Annotated in this window: 3 protein-coding genes; 2 read left to right on the top strand and 1 reads right to left on the bottom strand. The window is 42.4% G+C overall.

Features of this window, described 5'->3' with window-relative positions; genetic code table 11:
- Window positions 1-60: 60 nt before the first annotated feature.
- Both flgM and flgN read left to right on the top strand, forming a co-directional pair.
- Window positions 61-381, top strand: coding sequence for a flagellar biosynthesis anti-sigma factor FlgM (gene flgM, locus BIZ38_RS21530; protein WP_187491277.1), 321 nt, complete (start codon window positions 61-63; stop codon window positions 379-381).
- Entirely contained in the window at window positions 374-805 is a 432-nt protein-coding gene (gene flgN / locus BIZ38_RS21525; RefSeq protein ID WP_054553315.1) for a flagellar protein FlgN, read from the top strand. Before flgM ends, flgN begins: the two co-directional genes overlap by 8 nt.
- 147 nt (window positions 806-952) lie before the next feature.
- Here flgN and BIZ38_RS21520 read toward each other — a convergent pair.
- On the bottom strand, window positions 953-4,535 hold a 3,583-nt coding region (locus BIZ38_RS21520), incomplete at its 5' end, for a beta strand repeat-containing protein (RefSeq protein WP_187491276.1).

The raw sequence follows: 4,535 nt of genomic DNA, 5'->3' as shown, positions 1-4,535 counted from the left end.
AGTATCCGCTGTGCCCGCCGATATAAAGGCATAAGTTGGGTAATGTATAGGTCAAAAATTATGGTAAGCAATGTCAATAATGGTCAACAACAGCCTTCTGTGTTGACAAATACCAAGCAAAAAAAGCTTGATTTACAAAAAGATAATGCTAATGCAGCTACTGCTAAATCAGCCGCACCTAAAGCAAGTGCAGATTCTGTCAGTTTAACACCTCAGGCAAAGCAGCTTAAATCACTGCAAGAAAAAGCAGAGCAGTCTTCTGGTTTTGATAGCAATAAAGTGGCTGAGCTGAAAAAAGCGATCAGCGAAGGTAAATACCAAATTGATGCTGAAAAGCTAGCAAAGAACATCGCTGCATTCGAGTTTGATGTCTATGGCTGATCATAATCATTTAATAGCCAGCAAACTAACACAGCAAGTTTCGTGCTTGGAGTCTATTGCTGCGTTGTTAGATGATGAATTGACAGCCATTGCTGCAAAACGTGGCGAAGGATTAAAGAGTATTGCCCAACAAAAAATTTCTTTGCTCCAACAAATCCAAACCATAGATAAAGAAGTGCAAAAGCTTGTCGCGCACAACGAATCGCAAGATGATGACGTGAGTGCACTTATTAAGCAAGTTAACACTCTCCTAGCAAGCTGCAAAAAGAAAAACGATGTAAACGCCCATGCGGCTCACCAAGCACAGTTAAGTGTTAAACAACTTAAAGACATTCTAATCGGTGCGCCTTCATCGATGACCTACGACCAAGGCGGCAGCGTAATTCAAGGCGATAAAAAAATCGTCCACAATTTGAAAGCCTAAACCCAAATATTATTCTTTTAAAAAAACGCGATAACTAAGTTAGTTATCGCGTTTTTTAATGTTTGCAGAATTATACCAATCCACGATATCACTCAATTAAGCAAGGTACTGTAAGAAAAGCGCATTTCAGCGCTTTTCTTTTATTGATTAAATATCTACAGATTTATTTCCATCTTCGATTAGTTTCTTAATCATGTCCTCTGATTCACTCTGAATATCACTTGCAGGTTGTGAACTTATTGAGTCATTAGGATCAAAAGCTAGACTTTGCTGTTCGCTATCGATATTCAATGCCAGTACCTCACTTTGTTCTGAGTCACTTAAAACATCATCGATTGTTACTTCAAGCGGAGCAGAGTTAGAGTGCAATGTCGGTTCTGTATCCGCTTTAGCTAATATCACGCTTAAATCAATACTTTCACCGAGCTGCTCAGCGCCTGAAGTTGAACTTTCATTTTCTGGTGGCTCTTCAGAGTTCTCTAAGCCTGCTAAAACAGGTTCTTCTCCAAGAGATATGATGCCGCTATCAGGCTCTGATTCAATCACACCTGTACCGACTAAATCGTTAGAGGTGTTCTTGACGATATACTCACCAGTTTCAGTATCAACAATAGCAAAGTAATATTCATTCCCTAAATCAAGAAAAGAAAGCCCTATGCTCCAGTCACCGTCGCTATCAGTTGTGGTGCTTGGCGAAGAACTAAGAACTGAAGCGTCGATAATATTGAGTAAATTAAGGCCGATTAAGTTAGAGCCAATGGCATAAACCTCAGTTCCCGGCTCAGCAGTGCCTTCGGCGAAAGGTAAGAGTAAACCTAATATACCTGGATTATAGTTAGTAACATCAAAAGCATCTAAGCTAGGGTCATTACTATAATCAATACTCGATATAGTGGTTGTATTATCTGCAGCATCTGTCGCAGAGGCCTCAACATATGCGAGAGTTAATAAAGAGACTGACAAATTAAGCACTTGCCAATCACCATTAGCGTCAACGGTGGCTGTGTAAGGAACTCCTATACCACCTCCAATTAGGTAGTTTGTAATGGTAATAACACTTCCTTCAGGCAAATCTGAAGTACCAGAAAGCGATACCAAGTTACCTAATAAGAATGACGGCGTGATTGATAACTCTGGAGCTACAGTGTCAACTTCTCCGCCCGTTTTACTATCAGTTCCTGTGTTACCTGCGGTATCTGTGATGCTTGCAGTGACCGAATACACTCCATCAGCTAACGCTTGACCTGCTTCAACTTGCCAATTGCCACTTGCATCAGTTGTGGTAGTAACTGTATGTTGTAAACCGCCTGCGGCAGTGAACACAATTACTACTGTACTATTTGCAGCATCAGATGTGCCGCTGATAACAGGTGTTGAGTCGTTTGTGAGTATTAAACTGCTTTGATCAATGCTCACAATCGGTGACGTAGTATCAACCGCAGACGTTGTACTTACTGAACCATCATTCCCAGCTGTATCAGTCACAACAGCGGTTACCGTATACTGTCCTTCGGCAAGCGCTTGGGTTGCTTCAACTTGCCAGTTAAGGCTTGAATCAAGCGTTGTTTCAACACTATGACTAACACCTGCTGCATCAACGAAGGTGACAACCACTCGATTACCAGCGACTGCTCCTGTTGCACTGCCAGAAGCGAGCGGTGTTAAATCGGTTGCAACAGCAATCGTGTCTATAACAACATCAGGCGCAGTGATATCTATAATGCCAGACACCGAAGTGGTTGCGCTATTACCTGCAGCATCAGAGATACTGGCTTCAACCGTGTATGCTCCTTCAGCTATTGAGGAAGGTAATGCCACAGACCAATTACCTGATGCATTAACAATAGCAGAAGCAGTAACATCATTACCTAAACTATCAGACACAACTAACGTGACAACGGTGCCCTGAGGTGCATCACTGGTACCACTAATTGTCGGTGTAGTATCATTTGTAATTGCTGGTGCATTAACCAAGATTGATGGCGCCGTGAGATCTATCTCACCAACCTTTGATGCTGTTCCAGTTAAACCATTTTCAGTTACACTTGCATCTACCGTGTATTGTCCTTCACTGAGTACAGTAGCAAGCTCAACACTCCAAATACCACCCGTTACCGTTGTAGTTATTGTTTGTGTATTTCCAAGTGCATCTTCAACATTTATTGTAACTTGTGTGCCGTCTACTGCATCACTGGTACCTGAGATGATGGGGGTTGTATCATTTGTAATTGCCAACGTGCCAATAGATACTGTTGGTGCATTAGTGTCTAATGTTGCATTGTCTGTGGCAGTCGTCGTGTTATTTGCAGCATCAGTGATGCTTGCAGTAATAGTAACTGAACCATCGTCAAGTGGTGTAACAACATCAACTGACCAAGTACCATCAATTTGCACTGTAGCTGATAATGAATAAATATTCCCACCGTTAGAAACACTCAAAGAGACTATGCTACCTGCAGGTTCATTACTTGTACCGCTAATTGTAGGTGTAGAATCATTTGTCGTTCCTAAGCTATTAATAGTGAGCGAAGGAGCAAGTGTATCTATAGAACCAGATTCAGTATCACTGCCAATATTACCCGCAACATCCGTTATTGACGCTGTTACAGTATAGTTTCCATCAGGTAACGCGGCTGGTGTAACTTGCCATGTTCCATCTCCCAACACTGTCGCAGTCAGTGTTTGGGTATCACTATTGCTGTCTGTAATCGTGACAGATACTTGAGTTCCCGGCGATTCTGTTGATGTACCTGAAATAACTGGCAAACTTGAGTTTCCAATTCCCAATACGTCAAGCAATACAACAGGCGTAACTGTATCAACTGTTATTGATGCTGTTGCAGTTTGCGTGTTGTTTGCATCATCCGTTATGCTAGCCGTAATCGTGTAACTACCATCAACGATGTCGACAGGTACTACAAGCTGCCATGTGCCATCTGTATCAACCGTCGTAGTCAGAGTTTGACCCGCTATTTCAACAACCACTGAACCACCTATCTCATTACTACTACCCGAGATAGTTGGTCGAGCTTCAGCTGTGCCACCAATAGCATTTACGCTTAAAGTTGGTGCTATACTATCCAGTACACCTGTTGTTTGTTCAGTTGTTAAATTACCCACCTGGTCTCGAACCGATGCTGTTACTGTGAATGTGCCATCAGCAAGTTCTGCTGGTACATCAACAGACCAAGTTTGATCGCTTTGCACAGTTGCAGTAAAGCTTTGCGAATCTCCATTAGCGTCTTGAACAGTCACATTAATAACCGTTCCTTGACCCATATCCGTTGTACCCGAGATAGTTGGTGTTGTGTCATTAGTAAGTGCGGCAACAGACACTGTTAGTTCAGGTGCTACATTATCAAAATCAAGGGTGCTCACCGTTGCAGTGTTACCTGCTGCATCTGTTCCACTTGCTGTTACATAAGCTAAATTAAGCAGTGGTACAGTAATATTTGCTAAAGTCCAATCTCCATTCGCATCTGTAATGGCAGTGTATGTTAATCCAATTAATCCACCGACAAGGTGCTCAGTGATCGTGATCACACTTCCTTCTGGTAAGTCTGAAGTCCCAGACAAGCCAACCAAATTACCCAGTAAAAATGAAGGGATCACACGAATGTCAGGCGCTATAGTGTCGACTTCACCACTGTCACTGGCACTGCTGTTATTACCTGCTGCATCGCTGATACTAGCACTGACTGTGTAGTTGCCATCAGCTAAGGCTTGCCCT

Source organism: Pseudoalteromonas sp. BZK2 (assembly GCF_014349195.1).
Classification (GTDB): domain Bacteria; phylum Pseudomonadota; class Gammaproteobacteria; order Enterobacterales; family Alteromonadaceae; genus Pseudoalteromonas; species Pseudoalteromonas simplex.
Note: the sequence above shows the minus strand (reverse complement) of the source record. Positions and strands in the feature narration are given on the sequence as shown.

Bases quoted from the DNA above. Each gene is read 5' to 3' on its own strand.
- flgM (WP_187491277.1), top strand. From the start codon at position 61: ATGGTAAGCAATGTCAATAATGGTCAACAACAGCCTTCTGTGTTGACA.
- flgN (WP_054553315.1), top strand. From the start codon at position 374: ATGGCTGATCATAATCATTTAATAGCCAGCAAACTAACACAGCAAGTT.